Annotated in this window: 12 protein-coding genes; 9 read left to right on the top strand and 3 right to left on the bottom strand. The window is 65.6% G+C overall.

Annotated elements, in window-relative coordinates; translation table 11 throughout:
* Positions 1-52: 52 nt before the first annotated feature.
* Positions 53-2,878, bottom strand: a complete 2,826-nt coding sequence (locus tag C8J40_RS04295) for a TonB-dependent receptor (RefSeq protein WP_243693201.1) — start codon at positions 2,876-2,878, stop codon at positions 53-55.
* A 377-nt stretch (positions 2,879-3,255) separates the two neighbouring features.
* Here C8J40_RS04295 and C8J40_RS04290 point away from each other — a divergent pair, with 377 nt between their 5' ends.
* The 8 genes from C8J40_RS04290 (at position 3,256) to C8J40_RS04260 (ending at position 14,175) form a co-directional block, all read left to right on the top strand.
* Positions 3,256-4,020: a copper homeostasis protein CutC gene (locus C8J40_RS04290; protein WP_132895955.1), complete on the top strand. Its 765-nt coding sequence runs from the start codon at positions 3,256-3,258 to the stop codon at positions 4,018-4,020.
* An 87-nt stretch (positions 4,021-4,107) separates the two neighbouring features.
* Positions 4,108-4,845: a GntR family transcriptional regulator gene (locus tag C8J40_RS04285; protein ID WP_132737137.1), complete on the top strand. Its 738-nt coding sequence runs from the start codon at positions 4,108-4,110 to the stop codon at positions 4,843-4,845.
* 79 nt (positions 4,846-4,924) lie between these two features.
* On the top strand, positions 4,925-5,932 hold the full coding sequence (locus C8J40_RS04280) for an SIS domain-containing protein (RefSeq protein WP_132896249.1): 1,008 nt from the start codon (positions 4,925-4,927) through the stop codon (positions 5,930-5,932).
* A gap of 26 nt (positions 5,933-5,958) precedes the next feature.
* Complete coding sequence (nagA, locus tag C8J40_RS04275) at positions 5,959-7,110, top strand: N-acetylglucosamine-6-phosphate deacetylase (RefSeq protein ID WP_132895954.1); 1,152 nt, start codon at positions 5,959-5,961, stop codon at positions 7,108-7,110.
* Between the two features lie 4 nt (positions 7,111-7,114).
* A complete protein-coding gene (ptsP, locus tag C8J40_RS04270) occupies positions 7,115-9,703 on the top strand; it encodes a phosphoenolpyruvate--protein phosphotransferase (protein ID WP_132895953.1) in 2,589 nt (862 codons plus the stop codon).
* Complete coding sequence (gene nagE, locus C8J40_RS04265; protein ID WP_132895952.1) at positions 9,700-11,397, top strand: N-acetylglucosamine-specific PTS transporter subunit IIBC; 1,698 nt, start codon at positions 9,700-9,702, stop codon at positions 11,395-11,397. The genes ptsP and nagE overlap by 4 nt, the downstream gene beginning before the upstream one ends.
* Before the next feature lie 213 nt (positions 11,398-11,610).
* Complete coding sequence (locus tag C8J40_RS20695; RefSeq protein WP_243693200.1) at positions 11,611-12,240, top strand: TonB-dependent receptor plug domain-containing protein; 630 nt, start codon at positions 11,611-11,613, stop codon at positions 12,238-12,240.
* 186 nt (positions 12,241-12,426) lie between these two features.
* Positions 12,427-14,175 (top strand): TonB-dependent receptor, encoded by a 1,749-nt coding sequence (locus C8J40_RS04260; RefSeq protein WP_243693199.1) that lies wholly within the window; start codon positions 12,427-12,429, stop codon positions 14,173-14,175.
* A gap of 173 nt (positions 14,176-14,348) precedes the next feature.
* Here C8J40_RS04260 and C8J40_RS04255 read toward each other — a convergent pair whose 3' ends face one another.
* On the bottom strand, positions 14,349-17,204 hold the full coding sequence (locus C8J40_RS04255) for a TonB-dependent receptor (protein ID WP_132895951.1): 2,856 nt from the start codon (positions 17,202-17,204) through the stop codon (positions 14,349-14,351).
* A gap of 379 nt (positions 17,205-17,583) precedes the next feature.
* Positions 17,584-17,910 carry a hypothetical protein gene (locus C8J40_RS04250; RefSeq protein WP_132895950.1) on the bottom strand — a complete coding sequence of 109 codons (327 nt, stop codon included), beginning with the start codon at positions 17,908-17,910 and terminating at the stop codon, positions 17,584-17,586.
* A gap of 304 nt (positions 17,911-18,214) precedes the next feature.
* Between C8J40_RS04250 and bamA the strand changes: the two genes are divergently transcribed.
* A complete protein-coding gene (bamA, locus tag C8J40_RS04245; RefSeq protein WP_243693198.1) occupies positions 18,215-20,809 on the top strand; it encodes an outer membrane protein assembly factor BamA in 2,595 nt (864 codons plus the stop codon).
* The last annotated feature ends 27 nt before the right edge of the window (positions 20,810-20,836 follow it).

Raw genomic sequence — 20,836 nt, 5'->3', positions numbered from 1 at the left:
CCGTCGTACTTCCGTCGAAGAGAAAAGCGCGCCATCGCGACGCGCCGAGACGTCACATCCGGAACGATACCGATGCCGCGAAGGTACGACCATTCTTGTAGAACGCGGTCGGGCGATCGCGCGTCGTGTTATACTGGAGATAGGTCGCGTCGAGCAGGTTCTGCGCGTTGACCGACAGCGTGATCGCCGGCGTGATGTTGAACCCGGCCGAGAAATCGAGCTGGTTGTACGGTGCCACCATCTCGCGCGATCCCAGACGACCGATCGTCCGGAAATACGCGGTGCGGTAGTTATAGCTCAGCCGTGCCTGGAACGGCCCACTCTCGAAATACGGGATGATGTTGACCGTGTGCTTCGACAGATACGGCAGGTTGAGCTCGGCGCCGGTCACGTCGATCGACGAGGTGCTGCTGTCCTGGTACGAATAGTTCGCCTGCAGCCCGAAGCCGCCCCAGATCTCCGCCTGGCCCGAGACCAGTGCGCCGTTGACCTTGGCCTTGGCGCCGTTGATCGGCTGGCTGACGTTGTAGGTCGTGATTCGATTCTGCAGCGCGTTGAAGTAATCGACGTTCTGGCGCGAACTGATGATGTAGTTCTCGATATCGCGACGGAACAGCTCGACCGCGAGCAGCGTACCGGCGCGCGGATACCATTCCGCGGTCAGTTCGTAGTTGGTCGACTCATACGGCTTCAGGTTCGGGTTGCCGCCGCCGCCATCCAGCGTGGTGTCGTTGAGCGACGTCGCCGCCGCCAGATCCTGATAGCGCGGCCGCGAGATCACGCGCGCCACCGCACCGCGGATGATCACCTGCGGGTTGACCGAATAGGCGATGTTGAGGCTCGGCAGGAACTTCATATAGTCGGTCGAGGTCCGCGTCGGCACCGGCTGTGGGTTCACCACCCCGCTCGGCGTCGTCGCGAAGTTCGAGATGTCGCGGGTATAGACCAGACGACCACCGATGTTGCCGCGGAACCCGCCCTGGTCGAAATTGGCTTGCGCATAGGAGGCGATGACCGTCTCCTTGACCTTGGTCGAGGCGCCGACCTTGTTCACCAGCGGGCTGTTGATCGCACCGGCGAGGATATCGATCACCGACTGCTCGGGCAGGTTCAGATAGCTGGTCGCGTTGCCCATGCCGCCGCTGCCGTCGAACGTACCGCTCGGCGTAATCAGCACCGGCACGCCGAGCTGCGCGATCGTCTGCGAGCTGGTCAGGTACGTATTGATGCCGCGCGCGTCGATCTTGTTGACATGGTCGGTCACGCGGCTGCCGAGCAGGATCTCGGTGAACGGCCCGAACGAGACCGGGATCGTCGCGTCATAGCCGCCGAAGATGTCGCGGTCGGTGGTGACGCTATAGTCGAGACCACCGATCTGCGCGGCGTTCAGCTGCGTGCCGTTGACGACGACCGGACGGCCTTCGATCTGCGCGGGGTTGTTGTTGGGGTTGGTGAAATAGTTCGCCGGGTTGGTCTGGTCGCCGACGAAATTCACCGTCGCGGTCGTGTCGGTGAACGCATAGCTGTACGGCAGCTTGGTCTGGACGTTGAACAGATATTCCGGGTTACGACCGCCGGTCGCCTTGCTCCAGCCGCCCGCGAACGAGACCTTGGCGCCGCCATCGCCTTCCCAATCGGTGAAGAAATTGAGGTTGTCGGTCTTCAGCTTGGTCTTGCGGACCAGCGTGTCGAGCTGTGCGGACTGGCTGTTCGCGGCACCGAACGATGCGCCGGTGACGACGCCGTTGCTGATCGTTGCCGACTGCAGCACGTCGCCGGTCCAGGCGCCGGGGATCGTGTACATCGACTGGCTGTAGTTGTTGTAGTTGCCGTCGATGTGCAGGCCGTTGAGCGTGAACGTCAGATCGGACGACGGACGATATTGCACCGTTCCCGACACGCTCTTGCGCTCGCGCGTCTGCTGGAAATACGCGTAGTTGATCCCGAACGGCGAGGCCGCATTGTAGAGATCGGCGATCGTGCCGCCGGTGATGGTCGCGCCCGGGCTCTTCAGGCTCAGCGTACCGTCCTGCGCACGGTTGACGAACGGGCTGTTGCGCGTCCCGTCCGCATTCGCCGCAACGTTGTCATAGCCAAAGAACTCGACACCCGAGCGCGTCAGGCTTTGCTTGTCGTAGGTCGCGGCGACGAGGACGCCGAACGTCTCGTCCTTGTTCTTCCAGCTGTACAGGCCCGAGCCGCGGACGTTGCCCTTGTCCGAACGGTCATTGTACGAATAGCCACCCGAGGCGAAGATCGCATTGGCCTTCAGGTCGAGCGGGCGACGGGTGCGGACGATGACCGTACCGCCGAGGCTGCCTTCCTCGATGCGCGGCTCGGGCGACTTGTAGACTTCGAGGCGATCGACGAGTTCGGGTGCGAGCAGCGAATAGTTGAAGGTGCGGCTCGACGGATCGTTGTCGTTGCCGCCCCAGTCGGCCGAGGCGAGCGCGTGGCCGTCGAGCAGCATGCGGTTGAGCGCGGGATCGGTGCCGAGGATCGCGACCTTCTCGCCCTCGCCGAAACGACGATCGATGCTGACGCCGGGGATGTGCGACAGCGACTCAGCGACGTTGCGATCGGGGAACTTGCCGATATCCTCGGCCGAGATCACGTCGACGACAGCGTTGGCGTTACGCTTAACCGCAATTGCGCTGCGCAGGCTGCCGCGGATACCGGTGACGACGATGTCCTGGTCGGCATCGACGGTGGCGGGTGCACCGTTCTGCGTATCCGAACCCGCAGGCGTGGTTGTCGGGGGCGTCGTTGTCGGGGAGGTGGTCGCGACCTGCGCCATCGCCGATGGGGCGAAGAGGGAACCTGCAAGACCGAACGTGATCGCGCTCGACGCCAACAAAACCTGCTTACGGAAAACCATCGTCAAAGCCCCTTCCCAATCGACGCCGCGGCGTCATCCCGACCCGGAAACTCCGCGCCACATCCACCCTTACCGCTGGTACTATTTTGGTCGCTATATGTGCGGTCTGGTACGGATATCGTATAACCAATTTGATTACGAAATCCATCGGTAATTACAGTTTGGTTACCATGCGGCGGAACTTTTGCGACGATCGGTTAGGTTGCTGTTTAATAGCGATTTATATGTGACGGACCCGCTGGGGATGGATTGGCGGCCGCCCAGGATCGGTCATGGCCGCAATACCTTTTCTTGCTTTGTGATTGCCACTTTGTCGTTGAACACACCGACTCGATCGGCCAGACGTAATAAAATTACGACCAATCGAAAGCCGGCGAATGACCCTCGAAATCTGCGTCGACGACATCACCGGCGTCGATTCGGCGGTTTCGGGGGGCGCCGATCGCCTCGAGCTCTGCGCGGCGCTGGCGCTCGGCGGCTTGACCCCGACGCCCTCGCTGATCGCCGCGGCACGCGACCTGCCCATCCCTGTCCATATGCTCGTGCGCCCGCGTGAAGGGGGCTTCCGGTACAGCGCACGCGAGGCGGCACTGATCGCTGCGGACATCGCCGCGGCGGCTGACGCGGGGCTGGCGGGGGTCGTGATCGGCGCCAGCGCGGCGGATCATAGTCTCGACATCCCCCTTCTGGCGCACCTCGTCGACCATGCGCGAACCTGCGGTGCGGCGCGCGGGTCACCGCTCTCGCTGACGCTGCACCGCGCGTTCGACCTCTGCCCGGACCTTCCCGCAGCGCTCGAGACCGCGATCGCGCTCGGCTTCGATCGGATCCTGACCTCCGGCGGCGCGCCCAAGGCGATCGACGGCGTGCGGATGCTGGAAGCGCTCCATCGCGTTGCCGCCGGACGGATCGTCATTCTGCCCGGCAGCGGCATCGATGCGGGCAATGTGACCCGCTTCCTCGATGTCGGCCTGCGCGAGGTTCATGCGTCGTGCGGCGCCACGCTCTCGCCCACCGAAACGGATGACGATACCCGCGAACGCCAATTCGGGTTCTCCGCGCCCTATCGAAGGGTCACCGATGCACACCGTGTCCGCGACCTGAAGATGGTACTCGATTCCTTCGATCCGCAACCCGCTTGAACAATACCAATATATAACGTATCCCATTCCCCTGCTGTCGGTTCGCGCTTCGCAATGCTCGTGCCGATACCATTGAAAGTCGCGTCCATGTCCTTTTCGACAAGCATTGGCAGGTTCCGGGATGGCAACCCCGCGCCGTTGTACGTTCAGCTCCAGCAATTGATCCGCGATGCGATCAACCGCAACGTGCTGGCCAAGGACGACGCGCTGCCGGCCGAACGCGATCTTGCGATAGAATACGACGTGTCACGCATCACCGTGCGGAAAGCGATCGGCGGGCTGGTCGAAGAAGGCTTGCTCACCCGCCGGCGTGGCGCGGGGACGTTCGTCGCCACCCGCGTCGAGAAGAGCTTCTCGAAGCTGTCGTCCTTCTCGGAGGATATGCAGTCGCGCGGCCGTACGCCGAGCAGCGCGTGGGTCAGCCGGACGATCGGCATGGTGACTCCGGAGGAATCGCTGTCGCTCGGACTGTCGCCTGGCTCGGCCGTGTACCGGTTCCAGCGCATCCGCTACGCCGACGACACGCCGATGGCGCTCGAATACTCGACGATCGCCGGCTACTGCCTGCCGACGATCGATGCCGTCCAGGACTCGTTGTACGAAGCGCTCGAAACGGCGGGCAACCGTCCGGTCCGCGCGCTGCAACGCCTGCGCGCGGTCCATTTCAGCCCGGAACATGCCAAGATGCTCGGCGTCGATGCAGGCCATGCGGGCCTGTTCATCGAACGCCGCGGTTTCCTGCGCGATGGCCGGGCCGCCGAATTCACCCAATCCTATTACCGTGGCGACGCCTACGATCTCGTCGCCGAACTCAACGACATCTGACGCCGGCGCACGGGCGCCGGCCGGGGGGCTTACCGTGACCGAGACTATCACCGCGACCACCGCGTCGCCGCAGACGCTGATGTACAGCGAGGCCGCCGAGGCCGCAGACGCGGTCGCGCGGCTGCTCGCCGCCAACCGTGAGGCGTTGGCCGCACTTGGTGAGCGCCTCCGCGCCGCGCCGCCAGCGGTGGTCGTGACCTGCGCGCGCGGCTCGTCCGATCATGCCGCGACTTACGGCAAATACCTGATCGAGACGCTGCTCGGCGTGCCGGTCGCGTCCGCCGCGCCGTCGGTGTCGTCGGTCTACGCCGCGCCGATGGCGCCGGGCACCGCGCTGGTCATCGCGGTGTCGCAGAGCGGCCGCAGCCCCGACTTGCTTTCGACCGTGTCCGCGTATCAGGCGGCCGGCGCGCATGTCGTCGCGTTCGTCAACGACGAGGGCTCGCCGCTCGCCGAGATGGCCGACACGATGATCGCGCTGAAGGCCGGGCCGGAGCGCTCGGTCGCGGCGACCAAATCCTATATCTGCGCGCTCGCGGCGTTCGCGGCGCTGACCGCGGCATGGTCGCAGAACGACGCGCTGACCAAGGCGATCGACACGCTCCCCGACATGCTGACGCTCGCATTCGGTGCGAACTGGACGTCGGTGGTCGATGCGCTGGCCGACGCCAACAACCTGTTCGTGATCGGTCGCGGCTATGGCTACGGCATCGCGCAGGAAGCGGCGTTGAAGCTCAAGGAAACCTGCGCGCTCCATGCCGAGGCGTTCAGCGCCGCCGAAGTCCGCCACGGACCGATGGCGATCGTTAATGACGGCTTCCCGGTGATCGCGTTCGCCACCTCCGACACCGCCGGCGACGGCGTGCGCGAGGCCGCCGCCGAGTTCCGCGCACGCGGCGCCGTGGTCTGCCTCGCCGATGCCAAGGCGAACGGCGACACCGCCCCCGCCGCCTACACCGCGCATCCGGCGATCGAACCGATCCTCATGATCCAGAGCTTCTACCGCATGGCCAATGCCCTGTCGCTGCGTCGCGGCCTCAATCCCGATGCGCCTCTGCATCTCAGCAAGGTGACGAAGACGGTATGAGCGGGAACGGTATGAGTGCGCATGACATGAACGAGTCCCGGTTCCACGTCGTCAACGGCACCGTCGTTACCCGCGACGGACTATTGAACGGCGCGACGATCCGCGTCGTCGGCGACCGGATCGCCTTGATCACCCCGCTCGAGCGGGTCGCGTCCGAGGCGATCGACCTGGACGGTGGCTGGCTCGTCCCCGGCTTCGTCGACACGCAGGTGAATGGCGGCGGCGGCGTGCTGCTCAACGACCAGCCGACCGTCGAAGGCATCGCCGCGATCGGCGCCGCGCATGCGCCGTACGGCACGACCGCGTTCATGCCGACGCTGATCAGCGACACCCCCGACGTGATCGCGGCGACGCTCGACGCGATGGACGCCGCGATTCTGGCTGGCGTTCCCGGCGTGGTCGGTGCGCACATCGAGGGCCCGTGGATCAACCCGTCGCGCAAGGGCATCCACGACCCCGCCAAATTCCGACTGCTCGACGACGCGATGATCGCGCTGCTGATCCGTCCGCGCAAGGGTCGCGTGATGGTGACGCTGGCACCCGAGCTGACCGACGCGGCGTCAATCGCGCGGCTGGTCGCCGGCGGCGTGATCGTCAGCGCGGGCCACACCGATGCGGACTATGAGACGATCATCGATGCGGTCGGCGCGGGTCTCAGCGGGATCACGCATCTGTTCAACGCGATGTCGCCGCTGCTCCACCGCGCGCCGGGCGTGGTCGGCGCCGCGCTCGACGATCGCCATGTCTATTGCGGGCTGATCGCCGACGGTCTCCACGTCCACGACGCCGCGCTCCGCCTCGCGCTCAACGCGCGTCCGCACGATCGGCTGATGCTGGTCAGCGACGCGATGCCGTCGGTCGGCGCGGTCGACAAGGATTTCCGCCTGCAAGGGCGCCTGATCCATGTCGAGGATGGCAAGTGCTTCGGCGAGGACGGGACGCTCGCCGGCTCCGATCTCGACATGGCCGGCGCGGTCCGCAATTTCGTCGCGCGCACGCAGGCCGACGTGCCTGCCGCGGCAGCGATGGCGGCGACCAACCCCGCCGCCTTCCTCGGCCTGTCGCACGAACGCGGTGCGCTCGCGCCCGGACTGCGCGCCGACTGGGTCGCGCTCACCGCCGATCTGAGGCCCGCGGGCACCTGGATCGGCGGCCAACTCGTCGCGGGCAGGACGTGAACCGATGAAGCCTATCATCCTGACGTCGCCCCTCCAGGGCTGGGCATCGCCACTCGAGGCGGTCCCCGACCCGGTCTTCGCCGAACGGATGATGGGCGACGGGATCGCCGTCGATCCGACCGGCGACTGCCTGCATGCACCGTGCGACGCGGTCGTGCTGAGCGTCCACGCCAGCGGCCACGCGATCACGCTGCGCACGCCGGAGGGCGCCGAGATCCTGATGCACATCGGCCTCGACACGGTGGCGCTCGGCGGGCGCGGGTTCAGCCCGTGCGTGAGCGAGGGCGCGAGCGTCCAGCGGCTCGACCCGCTGATCCGCTTCGACCTCGACCTGCTGGTCTGCGAAGCGCGGGCGGTCATCACGCCGGTGATCGTCACCAACCCCGAACGCTTCACGATCGTCCGCCGCGAGACGGACAAGCTGGTCGGTGTCGGCGAGGCGATGATGACGCTCGAACCCCGCGTCGATGCTGCCGACGTCGCTATAATCGAAGGCGACACGGTCCGCCGCACGATCGTCGTGCCGCTGGTCCACGGCATTCACGCACGCCCCGCCGCCCGGATCGGCGAAACCGCGCGGAAGTTCGTGTCCGAAGTCAAAATTACAAAGGAAGAGCGCGACGGTAACGTCCGCAGCCCGGTCGCGCTGATGGCGCTTGGCGTAAAGCTCGGCGACGAAATCACGCTCGCCGCCACCGGTCCTGATGCCGCGGAAGCGCTCGCCGCGATCGGCGACCTGATCCTCGGCGGCATGGGCGAAAAGGCCGGATCCGTTGCGGCCCCCGCCGCCCCCGTGTTCCCCCGCGAAGGCGGGGGCCCAGGAATCACAAACGATGGCGCCCTTGGCTACTGGCCCCCCGCCTCCGCGGGGGAACAGAAGGTCGCTGCGGGGAAGGTTCTGACCCTCCCAGCCGACGGCCGCCTCCCCGGCGTCACCGCCTCCCCCGGCATCGCGATCGGCCAGGCTGGACTCTTCCGCCTCGCCGAGATCACCGTGACCCGCGAAGGTGCTGACGCAACCACAGAACGCACCGCGCTGGACGCAGCGCTCGCCACCGTCACCACGCGCCTAGCCAGCAAGTCCGCAACCGCCACGGGCGCCGAGCATGCAATCCTTTCCGCGCATACCGCCCTGCTCGACGACCCAACCTTGACCGACGCCGCCCACGCCGCGATCACCCAAGGCGACAGCGCAGCCTACGCATGGCGCACCGCAATCCGCGCGCAGGCCGATGCACTAAAAGCAACCGGCGACGCCCGCCTCGCCGAGCGCGCCGACGACATGCTCGACCTCGAACGGCAGGTGCTCCGCGCGCTCGCCGGCGAAGACCTTGACGAACGCCTGAGCTTCCCGCTCGGCACGATCCTGCTGGCCGACGACCTGCTCCCCTCGCATCTGCTCGGCCTCGACACCGCGTCGATCGTCGGCTTCTGCGTCGAGCGCGGCGGGCCCACCTCGCACGTCGCGATTCTCGCCGCGACGATGGGGCTCCCAGCCCTCGTCGCCGTGGGCCCAGCCCTCGCCGAGATCACGGCTGGCACGCCGCTGATCCTCGACGCCGGCGCAGCGCTGCTCCACGTCGCCCCCGATGCCGAGACGCTGGCGACCGCCCAAACCGCGTTCGACGCGCAAACCGAACGCCGCCGCGTCGCGCTCGCCAACGCCGCACGCGAATGCCGCACGCAGGACGGCGTCCGGATCGAAGCGTTCGCCAATCTCGGCTCGGCCGACGATGCCGAGGCCGCAGTCCGCAACGGCGCCGAAGGCTGCGGGCTACTCCGCACCGAATTCCTGTTCCTCGAACGCGACAGCGCGCCGAGTGTTGAGGAACAGACCGCCGATTACCAGCGCATCGCTGACACGCTCGACGGTCGCCCGCTGATCGTCCGCCTGCTCGACATCGGCGGCGACAAGCCCGCCCCCTACCTCCCGATCGCCGCGGAAGAGAACCCGGCGCTAGGCCTGCGCGGCATCCGCGTCGGCCTAGCCCATCCCGAGATGCTCGACGCCCAGTTGCGCGCGATCCTCGCGGTCCGCCCCGCCGGCCAGTGCCGCATCATGGTGCCAATGATCGCGAGCCTCGCCGAACTCCGCGCGGTTCGCAAAGCACTCGACGCCGCAGCCGCCGCGACCGGACACACCGAGCACGTCGCCCTCGGCATCATGATCGAGACACCCGCCGCCGCGATCACCGCCGACCTGCTCGCCAGCGAAGCCGACTTCCTGTCGATCGGCACCAACGACCTGACGCAATACGCCCTCGCGATGGACCGCGGCAATCCGGCGGTCGCGAGCGACCTCGACGGGCTCCACCCCGCGGTGCTGCGGCTGATCGCACGCACTTGCGAAGGCGGCGCGGTCCACGGCAAATGGACCGGCGTATGCGGCGGCCTCGCCTCCGATCCGCTCGCGGTACCGATCCTGATCGGCCTCGGCGTCACCGAATTGTCGTCCGCGCCCGCGCTCGTCCCCGAGATCAAGGCACTGGTCGCGACGCTGACGATCGACGCCTGCCGCGCGCATGCCGCGGCGGCGATGAACTGCATCTCAGCCGCGGACGTGCGAACGCTCGCCCGGAGTTTCCGCCCATGAAGTCGCTGCTCGAAGCCCTCCAGCCGCTCGGCCGTGCGCTGATGCTGCCGATCGCGGTACTCCCCGTCGCCGGGCTTTTGCTGCGATTGGGCCAACCCGACCTGCTCGACATCGCCGTGCTCAGCGCCGCGGGCGATGCGATCTTCTCGCATCTCGGGCTGCTCTTCGCGATCGGCGTCGCCACCGGTTTCGCGCGCGACGGCAACGGCGCCGCGTGTCTCGCGGGCGTGGTCTGCTACCTCGTCACCACGCAGGGCGCGCAAGCCCTGATGACCGTCCCCGCCGACGCGCTCAAAGGCCTGACCGGCGACACCATCGCGCTCGCCACCGCGGCGTGGAAGGCCAAGGCGATCGCCCGCCTCGACGTCCCGATCGGCATCCTCTCGGGTCTGATCGGCGGCAGTTTCTACAACCGCTTCTCGGCGATCGCGCTCCCCGAATATCTCGCCTTCTTCGGCGGAAGACGGTTCGTGCCGATCGTCAGCGGCGTCGCTGGCCTCGTACTCGGCCTGATCGTTGGCCTTGGTTTCGGTGCGCTCAGCACCGGCATCGACGGCCTCAGCTACGGGATCAGCGGCGCCGGCGGGTTCGGCCTGTTCGCGTTCGGGCTGCTAAACCGCCTGCTGCTCGTCACGGGGCTGCACCATCTGCTCAACAACATCGTCTGGTTCGTCGCCGGCGATTACCAGGGCACCACGGGCGATCTCCGCCGCTTCTTCGCAGGCGATCCGACCGCGGGCGCGTTCATGGCCGGGTTCTTCCCGGTGATGATGTTCGGCCTGCCCGCCGCCTGTTTGGCAATGTACCACGCCGCGCTGCCCGAGCGCCGCAAAGCGGTCGGCGGCATGCTGCTGAGCCTCGCGCTCACCTCGGCACTGACCGGCGTGACCGAGCCGATCGAGTTCAGCTTCATGTTCCTGGCCCCGGTGCTCTACGCGATCCACGCGGTGCTGACCGGCGTGTCGATGGCGTTGATGGATGCGCTCGGCGTCAAATTGGGCTTCGGCTTTTCCGCCGGGCTGTTCGACTACGTGCTGAACTACGGCAAGGCGACCAAGCCGCTGCTCCTGCTCCCGGTCGGCCTCGCCTATGCCGCGATCTACTACGTGCTGTTCCGCACCGTCATCAAGCGCCTCGACTTGCCCACCCCCGGCCGCGAGCGCGATGCACCCGTCGCCGCGGCAACCGTCGCCAAGAGCGAACGCGGCGCCGCCTTCGCCGAAGCCCTCGGCGGCGCAGCCAACCTCACCAGCGTCGGCGCGTGCACGACCCGCCTGCGCCTGATCGTCGCGGACCAGGGCGCAGTGGATGAGGCACGGCTGAAGGCGCTCGGTGCGCGCGGCCTGATCCGACCGTCCGACAAGGCGCTCCAGATCGTGCTCGGCCCGATCGCCGATTCGGTCGCGGTCGAGATCCGCGATGCCATCGCAGCAGGTGGTACGGCACCGGCAGCGATCGCCCCCGCCGCCAAGGTCGCCGACATCCGCTTGACCCCGGCGACGCTCGCAGCGCTCGGGGGCGCGGACAATGTCGAGGCGGCGACGCAGCACGGCACGCGCCTGCGCATTCGCCTCAAGGACGCCGACCGCGCCTCGGTTCCGGCGCTCGAGGCCCTCGGCGTTCACGCGATCGCCCGCCCCGCTCCCGGACTGCTGCATCTGCTGATGACGGACGACGCGACGGTCGTCGCATGATATTTCCGTAGCAAAGTCCGACGATATCAAAGCACCACTGCAAGATATGTGACACGTTCGGACACATACCGGGATATCGCTACAACAGCACGCCGCGAAAGCATCCGCACCCGCCAATAGACCCTATACTGTCATCTTCGCTCCATATCGGATCGATCGCACTGCGACCGCAATCATCGCGTCGCAGCTCGATCGATCTTTAAAGGGGTTTAGATGCGTAAGACTTTATTCTGCGGCGCGGCACTCGCGACGCTGGTCCTGCCGGCGATGGCGCAGGCGCAGTCGACCGGCACGGTGGATGCGGAATCGGACATCGTCGTCAGCGGATCGCGGGCCAAGCCCGACGTCAACGGCATCCAGACGCCCGATACACCAAAGGCGAAGGCGGTCCTGACGCAGGAACTGATCGAGCGTCGCACGCCCGGCCAGACCATCCTCGACACGATCAACCTGGTGCCCGGCGTCAACTTCACCAACAGCGATCCCTATGGCGGCTCGGGCGGTCAGCTGCGGATCCGCGGGTTCGACGGCAACCGCATCTCGCTGACGTTCGACGGTATTCCGCTCAACGATTCGGGCAATTATGCGATCTATTCGAACCAGCAGCTCGATCCCGAGCTGATCGAGCAGGTCAACGTCAATTTCGGCGCGACCGACGTCGATTCACCGACCGCCAGCGCGTCGGGCGGCACGGTCAATTACCGGTCGGTGATGCCGAAGGACAAGCTGGGCGCGACCGTCGCCTATTCGCACGGCACCAACGACATGAACCGCGTCTTCGCCAAGATCGATACCGGCGTGTTCACCTCGTTCGGTACCAAGGCCTGGGTGTCCGCCAGCTAGCAACGCTACGACCAGTTCCGCGGCTCGGGCGAGATCAACCGGCAGCAATATAATGCCAAGCTGTACCAGCCGATCGGCAGCAAGGGCGACTTCATCGCGTTCGGCGCGAACTACAACCAGAACCGCAACAGCTCGTACAGCAACCCAACGCTGGCCAACATTCGCACCACGCTCGGCACGACGGTCGTGCCGACGACCGGGGTCAGCGCCGCGACGCCGTACACGCTCGACCTGAACAATGCGCAGTACGACACGGTGTTCGACGACAAGACCAACGCGTATCTCTATGACGCCAGCTGTTCGCTGCCCTCGGCGAGCGGCGTCAACGGCACCAGCCAGAACGACCGGTCGTCGTGCGGGAATGCGGCGTCTACCGCCATCAACCCGTCGAATACCGGCAATTTCCGGGTCAACTCGCGCTACACGCTGACCGACAAGCTCGTCTTCACGTTCGACGGTGCGTACAGCTTTACGCGCGCCAATGGCGGCGGGTCGGCGGTGTTCGCCGAGAGCAATGCGAACGCGACCAATGCCGCGGGCACGGCAGCGGCGACCAGCGTCTACACCTATCAGCTCCAGCGATTGGGTGCAGGGACCGCGGCGGGCGTCGACATCAACGGCGATGGCGACACGCTCGACTATGTCCGTGCGTATTTCCCGTCGAACACCCGCACGCAGCGCTTCACCGCGATCGCCGGGCTGCGCTATGACATCGACGCCGACAACGCGGTCCGCTTCGCCTATACGTGGGACCGCGCCCGCCATCGCCAGACCGGCGAGGCCAGCCTGCTCGATGCAAACGGCAACCCGTACGATGTGTTCAGCGCGCTCGACGGCGAAGGCAGTTCGGCGATTCTCGATGCCGCCGGCAACGTCGTCAACAAGCGCAACCGCCTGTCCTACGCGATCCTCCACCAGGTTTCGGGCGAGTATCGCGGGTCGTATTTCGGCGATGCTCTGAAGCTGACGCTGGGCCTGCGCGCACCGTTCTTCCGCCGCAGCCTCACCAATTATTGCTACACGATCCCGGGCAATTCGAGCGACGGCTATTGCACCTCGCAAACCGCCGAGCAGGTTGCCGCCAATGCGACCACGGCCACGTACGGCGCGCCCTACAAGAACCGCATCAAGTCGTACAACGCGGTGCTGCCGAACGTCGGCATGACCTATGCCTTCACCCCGAATGCGAGCATCTTCGCCAGCTATGCCAAGGGCTTCTCGGCACCGCGCACCGACAATCTGTACGCGTTCGACGACGTCAAGATCTCGCCCGTGGCGGAGGTGAAGCCCGAAAAGACCGACTCGTTCGATCTCGGGCTGCGCTATTCGTCGCGGCTGATCCAGGCGCAGCTGGCGGGCTGGTACATCCATTACGACAACCGCATCATCTCGACGCTGACCACGCTCGAGGGCGGTGGCACGCTGACCACCGATCGCAACGTCGGCACGGTCAAGAGCAAGGGCCTCGATGCGAGCCTCGGCATCACCCCGATCCGCAACATCTCGCTCTATGGGTTTGCCTCGTACATCGATGCCAAGCTACAGGACGATGCGGTCGACCCGACCACCGGCGCGATCACCGCGGCGACCGCGGGCAAGTTCGTCGTCGAGACGCCCAAATGGCAATATGGCGGGCGCGTCCAGGCATCGTTCGACCCGGTGTCGATCGGCGCACAGGTCAAGCATGTCGGCCAGCGTTACGTCACCGACGTCAACGACCTGATCGCCGCGGGCTACACCACGGTCGACCTCGACGCACGGTTCGATCTGGCGTTTGCCGGGCTCGACAAGACGTTCTTCCAGCTGAACGTCTCGAACCTGTTCAACGAACGCTATTTCGGCAATCTGAGCACGGGCACCTCGTCGGCGAGCACCACGCGCTACACCTTCGGCGCGCCGCGCACCGTGATCGGTTCGGTCCACTTCGAGTTCTGACCAACACCGCCCCGTCTTCCTGCTGGGTGACTCCTGCTGGATGACGGGGCGGCCTTCGCATTGGGTCGCCGAACAGGCGGCGCATGAAAAAGGGCGGGGTGGTGACCACCCCGCCCTTTTTCATGCCTATCAGCGCTGCCCCCTCCCCTTGCGGGGGAGGGGGACAGGGTCTCCTAGAACTTGACGTTCGTGCTGACGAAGAACGCCCGGCCGTACGGGTCGTAGGTCGACGGGTAGGTGTTCGCCTGCTCCTGGTTGTCACCCATGATCGGCGGCTGCTTGTTGAAGATGTTGTTGACGCCGACCGACCAGGTGAAGCCCGGCTTGATATCGAACGCCGCGGTCAGGTCGAAATAGTGATACGCCTTGATCCGCTCGACCGCGTAGAACGTGCCGCTGTCGTCGTCCTTCACCGGCGACAGATAGCGATAGAGCACCGACACGGTCACCGGACCGGTCGAATAGGTCGTCCGCCCCGACAGCCGCCACTTTGCATAGGGATTGCCGCAGGTCTGGCCGAACTTGCCGGCGCAGTTGATCGTCAGATCGGGAATGGCGGCGAGCGGGTTGTAGTTGAACGCGATCAACCGCGTCCCGCTAAGCCGGAAGTCGAGCTTGCTCGTATCAGCCCCGAACGCACCGAAACCGAGCGGCAGGCCGTAGCGCGCCTCGAAATCGACGCCGCGGGTGGTCACGCCGCCGGTATTGGCCAGCGTGTTGACCGCGTCGGTGATCGCATAGCTGTTGGAATCGCGTGGCAGCGACGCGCAATAGCTGGCGTTGTACGGCGTATACCCGTTGTCCGCATCGCCGTAGCAGGCGCGGATCAGGTTCGTGGTGCCGACCGTCGAGATGTAGTTGGCGATCTTGATCTTGTAGTAATCCACCGTGAGCGAGAAGCGCGGCAGGAAGCGTGGCTGCAGCACGATGCCGCCCGTATAGGTATCGGAGGTTTCCTCGCGCAGCGCGGGCTTGCCGCCGTTGACCGTCTGGATCTGCGTGCTGCCGCCGTCATAGGCGGTACCGATCAGCGAGGCCGGGACGCCCGTCGAAAGGCAGCTGGCGTTGAGGTTGGTGTTCGTCACCGCGACCGCGGTCGTGCACGGATCGGTTGCCGCCGGGAAATCCTGCGACGACCCGCTGTAGAGATCGGACACGGTCGGTGCCCGGACGGCGCGCGAATACTGGCCGCGCAGCGAGAGGTCGTCGATCAGCGACCACACCACGCCACCCGAATAGGTGTTCACCGACTTCGCCGCGGTCGAATAATAGGAATAGCGGTACGCGCCGTTCACCTCGAGCTTCTTGATCAGCGGGATGTTCGCCAGCAGCGGCACCGCGACTTCGGTATAGGCTTCCTTGACGTCATAGCCGCCGCTCAGGCCTTCGCCTGCGTTGAAGCCGACGACGTCGCCCGACGACAGCGCGAAGTCGGGATTGTAGCTGCCGTGCTCACGGCGATATTCGGTGCCGAACACGATACCGACGGGGCCTGCGCCCAGATCGAACAGGTTGCGGTTCGAGATCGACGCGCTGGCGACCTGCTCGCTGATCGTGCTGGTGTTCTGCGCCGGGATGGTGATGAAATCGGCGGCGGCCGCACTGATGTTGCCCGTGCCGAAGATGTTGAGCGGTACGCACCCGTTGCTGGTATCCGAGCAGACCAGATTGCCGCTGGCATCATAGGTCGTGCGCAGCGCCTGCAGCACGCGGCTGCGGGAGACGTTGCCCGACTGGGTCTCGGTCGATTTGGTACGCGAGTAGCTGTAATAGGCGTCGTAGTTCCAGCCGCCGCCGATATCGCCATTGGCGCCGAGCACCGCGCGATAGGCGGTGTTGTCGAGGTTCGACACACGCGAGCCGACTTCGGTCAGGCGGCGGTAGATCGTTGAGGTGACATAGCCGTCGCCGTCGGTGTCGAGACCGCGAAGGAGCGACTGCGAGCCGGCCGACAGGAACGACGAATCCACATCGAGCGCGACCGATCCGGTGAACGGCGTCGGCGCGAGCTGGTTCTTCACGCGGTTGTTGATGAACTGGCCCTCGGCATACACGTTCAGCGCCGGGCTGACCTCGTAATGCGTCTGCGCACTCATCAGGAACCGCTCCTGCGGGACCTGGAGATAGTTTGCTGGGGCATAGTTATACGCGTCGGTCGATGCGTTGTACGGCGTGTAGCTGCCGTCGGTCTCGAACTTGCGGTTGACGCCGCCGAGCGCGAAGCGCGTGCCTTCGATCGAGCCCGAGCCGCCCGCGATCAGGTTGCCGTCGCCGTCGTCGACCAGCGCCTGCTTCGAATAGTCGCGCGCCGACTGGAGGATGCCGTTGCGCTTGGTGTAATCGAAATAGATCGTCGCGTTGCCGCGGCCATCTTCGAAATTGCCGCCGAGCAGCAGGTTGCCGTTGAAGGTGCCGCCGTCGCCCGCCTCGTTGATGCGGTAGTTCGCATTGGCCTGAACGCCGCTGAAGTCCTTCTTCATCACGAAGTTGACGACGCCCGAGATCGCGTCCGACCCATAGACCGCCGAGCGGCCGCCGGTGACGATGTCGACCCGCTCGATCAGCGCCGCCGGGATGGTGTTCAGATCAACGACCTGGTTCGAATCATACGCGACGTACCGGCGATTGTTGACGAGCACGAGCGTACGCGTCGAACCGAGCCCGCGCAGATCCGCGGTCGCGACGCCGCCGCCTGGGTTGTTCGAGGCACCAGTCGTGCTGGGGATCAACTGCGGCAGGTCCTTGAGGACGCTCTCGACGTTGATCTGGCCCGACAGCGCGATCTCCTTGGCGCTGACGACGGAAATCGGCGAGGCCTGCTTCAGGCTGTCGCCACCGAGGCGCGAACCGGTCACGACGATCGTGTCGCCGTCCGCAGGCTCCGCCTGACCGGCGGCAGGTGTGACGGCAGCGGGGGCAGCGGGGGCAGGATCGGCGGGCAGAGGCTCTGCAGTCTGGGCCCAGGCCGGACCGGCGATACCCAACAGGAGAGAGGACGCCAAAAGGCGTGCGCGGAAATCGAGACGCATGAATATACTCCCTGAACCGCGATCCTTGACCGCCGCGGCAGATGTTGTGGGGTACGGATAAGGTCCGCCACTCGGGTTTGCGGTGCGATCTCCCGCTCGACAAGCGGTGTTCCGGTGCTCTCCTCATTACGCCGCAAGGTGTCGTCTTGCGAACACGGTTCTATTCATCGCCTTTCATAAAACTGTCATACCGTGACGGTTGTTACAGGCTCGTAACGCAGCGCGGGTCCCGCAATACTCTTTGCAAAGACGATACGCCGGATCCGGACGCCCGGCATGGTCGGCGCGCTCCAGACGACGCGCTTCGCAGCCGCCCTGCCGGAGCGCACGATGTCGTCGAACCGGACGGTCCGGCGGATCGAGGGATACCCAGCCGCGCTCACTGGAACGTCGCCCCGGCGGCGATCGCCTTGGACGGGCTTAGCCCCTGCTGTTCGAGAAACTGGTTGAGCCCCGCGACCAGATCCTGCGCGGCGCTGCTGGTCAGCGCGATCCGGCCGACGACGACGCGGTCGACGCTCGGCGGCTGGCGCGCATGGTCGCAGCGCGCACTTTCCAGCGTCAGTACGATCACGCCGCTCAGGTTCGCCAACCCGGCAAACCCGGTCGCGAAGATCTCGGGCGCAAAGGGATTGTCGACGATCGGCGGCGAGGCGGCGGGGCGGATGGGTTCGGGTGCCGGGACACCCTTGATGGCAACGCGCATGATCGGCCTTTCTTCAGACAGGCGCAGCATTGGCCTGCACCGCGGTCGCTACCGATCACGAATGTCCTGGAAATGTCCCCGCCAGCGATCCGTGACACGACTGAGACATATCACCCCAGGCGCCCGGCGAGCGTCCCGGGTCCCAGGTCCACCCCAGGCGATATGTTGCACGGCTGCGAACTTGCGACATATCGGAACATTCCGGGGAAACATGCCCCCCATAGCGCCGCGGTTCACTCCCGGAGACGCAGGCATGATGTTCGATTTAGGCGCCGGTTCCCTGGCTTTGGCCATGGCTGGAACGATGACGACGCCGGTCGCACCCGCGCAGTCTGCCCCGCAGGCCGCCGTACCGACTGCCGCACCGACTGCCGTACCGAATGCCGTACCGAACCAGATGACGCCCGCGCCTGCGCCCGTCGGCCGCATCATCAAGACCCTGCGCGTCGAAGGATCACAGCGGATCGAACCGGAAACCGTCCTGAGCTATACCAAGCTGCGCGTCGGCAAGCCCTATAGCGCCGAAACGCTCGACCAGGCGCTGAAGGACCTGCAGGCCAGCGATCTGTTCGCCGATTACTCGATCGCCGGCGTCGCCGACGGCAACATCGTGCTGCGCGTACGCGAGAACCCGATCGTCAACCGCATACTGATCGAGGGCAACAAGGCACTGAAGAGCGACAAGATCACCAAGGAGATCAAGCTGGCGCCGCGCCAGATCTTCACCCGCACCGCAGTCCGCCAGGATATCGCGCGGATCCTCGAACTCTATCGCCGCCAGGGCCGGTTCGCGGCGGTGATCGACCCGAAGATGGTCAATCTCGACCAGAACCGCGTCGACGTCGTGTTCGTCGTCAGCGAGGGCCCGAAGTCGAAGGTTCGCCAGATCAACATCCTCGGCAACGCAGTATTCTCCGAGGCGCAGATCCGCGCGCAGATGGCGACCAAGCAGGCGCGTTTCAACCGTTTGCTGTCGTCGGCGACCAGCTACGACCAGGATCGCCTCAGCTACGACCAGCAGAAGCTTCGCCAGTTCTATCTGACGCAAGGCTATGCCGATTTCCGCGTGACCTCCGCGGTGGCCGAACTGACCCCGGACAAGAAGGACTTCATCATCACCTATGTGGTCGAGGAGGGGAAACGCTACAAATTCGGCGATGTCAGCGTCGACAGCCAGATCCGCGACTTCGACAGCAAGAAGCTGGCCGCCACCCTGCCGCTCAAGAAGGGCGACTGGTACAATGCCAAGCTCGTCGAGGATTCGGTCGACAACCTCAGCCAGACCGCAGGCCTGTTCGGCTACGCCTTTTCCGAAGTGAATCCGGAGTTCCAGAAGGACGCCGACACGCTGACGATGGGGATCAACTTCAACATCGCCGAAGCCAAGCGCACCTATGTCGAGCGCGTCGAGATCAACGGCAACACGCAGACCAAGGACAAGGTCGTCCGCCGCGAGATCCGCCTCGCGGAGGGTGACGCGTTCAACAGCTTCCAGGTGAAACGCTCGGAGGACCGGATCAATTCGCTCGGCTATTTCCAGGACAAGATGACGATCAAGCAGTTGCCGGGCTCTGCCCCCGACCGCGTCATCCTGGAAACCAACCTCGAGGAGAAATCCAGCGGCGAGCTGCAATTGTCGGCCGGCTATTCGAGCCTCGAAAGCTTCATCGCCTCGGCCAGCATCACGCAGCGCAATTTCCGCGGCATGGGCCAGGAACTGCGCGCGAACGCCAGCCTGTCGAGCTATTCGAAGTCGGTCAGCCTAGGCTTTACCGAGCCGTATATGTTCGACACCAACGTGGCGCTCGGCGGCGACATCTTCCGCCGCGACTACAGCTCGTACAGCACCACCGGCGACAGCAACGACACCACCTACGAACAGGTCTCGACCGGCTTCCAGATCCGCGCCGCCGTGCCGCTCACCGAATATTGGTCGGCCACCGCGCGCTATGGGCTGTCCTACGACCAGGTCACGCTCGACGAGGACACCTATTACACCAACGGCGTCTGCGATCCCGCGATCGCCGGGACGTATCTGTGCGACGCGGTCGGCAATCGCTGGACCTCGTCGATCGGCTATTCGCTGGTGTTCGACAACACCAACAGCCGCCTGCGTCCGACCAAGGGCAGCAAGTTCAGCGTCAGCCAGGACTTCGCCGGGCTCGGTGGCGACACCAAATACATCCGCAGCACCGCCAACTACACCAAGTACATGAACCTCGGGTCGAGCTTCATCCTGTCGGCGCATGCCGAGGGCGGGTATATCAAGGGACTGGGGCAGGACGTCCGGCTGACCGACCGCTTCTACCTAGGCGACCCGCAGATGCGCGGCTTCGACATCCGCGGTGTCGGCCCGCGCGTGACGCGGACCTACTACGATACGTCGACGGTGCCTGCGACTCTGTCTAGCACCAGCAGCTCGAACACCCAGACCGCGCTCGGCGGCACCGCCTATTATCAGGCTCGCCTCGAGCTCGAACTGCCGCTCGGCGCCGGCGCGCGCGAGCTGGGGCTTCGTCCGTCGATCTATATGGACGTCGGCGCGGTGTTCGGCGGCAAGACCCCGACGCTCACCGACACCTGCGCGACCGCCAACGCGACGTCGGTCGCGTGCGTTGCCGGCACGCGCCAATATACCAACACGGCGGGCGACCTTCTGTATCTCGATTCGGCCGGCGCCAGCACCACGACGAACACCGGCACGCCCTACACCTATTCGCTCGGCACCTATAAGGAGACCTATTCGGGCAACACCGCCAGCCCGCGCCTGTCGGTCGGCGTCGGCGTCAACTGGACCTCGCCGTTCGGCCCGTTGCGGATCGATCTGGCCAAGGCGCTCCTCAAGGCGCCCGGCGACGACAGCAAGCTGATCACCTTCAACGTCGGCGGGCAGTTCTAACGGGCATCGATCGTCCCCCGCCACGCG

Source organism: Sphingomonas sp. PP-CC-3A-396 (genome assembly GCF_004343105.1).
Taxonomy (GTDB): domain Bacteria; phylum Pseudomonadota; class Alphaproteobacteria; order Sphingomonadales; family Sphingomonadaceae; genus Sphingomonas.
Note: the sequence above shows the minus strand (reverse complement) of the source record. Positions and strands in the feature narration are given on the sequence as shown.

Bases quoted from the DNA above. Each gene is read 5' to 3' on its own strand.
- C8J40_RS04295 (WP_243693201.1), bottom strand. From the start codon at position 2,878: ATGGTTTTCCGTAAGCAGGTTTTGTTGGCGTCGAGCGCGATCACGTTC.
- C8J40_RS04290 (WP_132895955.1), top strand. From the start codon at position 3,256: ATGACCCTCGAAATCTGCGTCGACGACATCACCGGCGTCGATTCGGCG.
- C8J40_RS04285 (WP_132737137.1), top strand. From the start codon at position 4,108: ATGTCCTTTTCGACAAGCATTGGCAGGTTCCGGGATGGCAACCCCGCG.
- C8J40_RS04280 (WP_132896249.1), top strand. From the start codon at position 4,925: ATGTACAGCGAGGCCGCCGAGGCCGCAGACGCGGTCGCGCGGCTGCTC.
- nagA (WP_132895954.1), top strand. From the start codon at position 5,959: ATGAACGAGTCCCGGTTCCACGTCGTCAACGGCACCGTCGTTACCCGC.
- ptsP (WP_132895953.1), top strand. From the start codon at position 7,115: ATGAAGCCTATCATCCTGACGTCGCCCCTCCAGGGCTGGGCATCGCCA.
- nagE (WP_132895952.1), top strand. From the start codon at position 9,700: ATGAAGTCGCTGCTCGAAGCCCTCCAGCCGCTCGGCCGTGCGCTGATG.
- C8J40_RS20695 (WP_243693200.1), top strand. From the start codon at position 11,611: ATGCGTAAGACTTTATTCTGCGGCGCGGCACTCGCGACGCTGGTCCTG.
- C8J40_RS04255 (WP_132895951.1), bottom strand. From the start codon at position 17,204: ATGCGTCTCGATTTCCGCGCACGCCTTTTGGCGTCCTCTCTCCTGTTG.
- C8J40_RS04250 (WP_132895950.1), bottom strand. From the start codon at position 17,910: ATGCGCGTTGCCATCAAGGGTGTCCCGGCACCCGAACCCATCCGCCCC.
- bamA (WP_243693198.1), top strand. From the start codon at position 18,215: ATGACGACGCCGGTCGCACCCGCGCAGTCTGCCCCGCAGGCCGCCGTA.